This window comes from Burkholderia sp. JPY481, assembly GCF_038900515.1.
Lineage (GTDB): Bacteria > Pseudomonadota > Gammaproteobacteria > Burkholderiales > Burkholderiaceae > Paraburkholderia > Paraburkholderia youngii.
The window spans coordinates 1-229 of sequence record NZ_JAYMRT010000252.1; the positions used below are offsets into that span (position 1 = coordinate 1).

General features: G+C 69.4%; 1 protein-coding gene. It reads right to left on the reverse strand.

Annotation, left to right across the window (positions count from 1 at the left end):
• Positions 1 to 229 (reverse strand): hypothetical protein (locus VSR82_RS40570; protein ID WP_498858988.1); only part of this gene is annotated, 229 nt, incomplete at both ends.

Sequence of the window (229 nt, forward strand, 5' to 3'; positions counted from 1 at the left end):
CATGGATGCACCGCTCCGACGGATACGCCGCCTCCGTGCGGTTCAGCTCCTCCAGCAGATACCCGCGCTCCGCCGCCGGCAGGATCTCCAGCTCCCGCACCGGCGTGTGCGGCGAGCGCTCCAGCAGCTCCGCCAGGTGCTCCAGCGCATGTTGCATGTAACCGCAGATACGCTCTGCTGAAACCGGCTCGACCGCTTCCGCCGTCAGGCCCAGCGCCTGCCCGGAGTC